The sequence below is a fragment of the Candidatus Protochlamydia sp. R18 genome, assembly GCF_000648255.1.
Taxonomy (GTDB): Bacteria; Chlamydiota; Chlamydiia; order Chlamydiales; family Parachlamydiaceae; genus Protochlamydia; species Protochlamydia amoebophila.
In genome coordinates this window covers 1-301 of the sequence record NZ_BASL01000046.1, presented here as the reverse complement: position 1 = coordinate 301, position 301 = coordinate 1, and the positions used below count along the sequence as shown (strand labels likewise).

1 pseudogene is annotated in these 301 nt (G+C 36.2%); it reads right to left on the bottom strand.

From position 1 onward, the window contains the following. Window positions 1-301, bottom strand: a pseudogene (locus TY19_RS15375) (site-specific integrase); the annotation flags it as partial.

Here is a 301-nt window from a genome sequence, read left to right as displayed (position 1 = left end):
TCATCAATCGTTAAAGAAACTAATTCTGATCTTCGAAATGCGCCTACAAATCCCAGTAATAATAAAGCCTTGTCACGCATTCCTGACAATGAATTTGCTTTACTACTGTCATTATTGATTGATTCGATCATCTTGCGTAAATCATCTAGTAAAATCGGGTCTTTACGGATTTGGGCAGATCCTAACTTATTTTTTATTTCTTTCCAAACTTCCTGTATTTCGGGACAATTTTTGTCGAAAGGCTGTTTAGCTAATTTGTGAGCTTGGCTAATGGAGGTAAGCCTACGGCTTAAACTAGAAA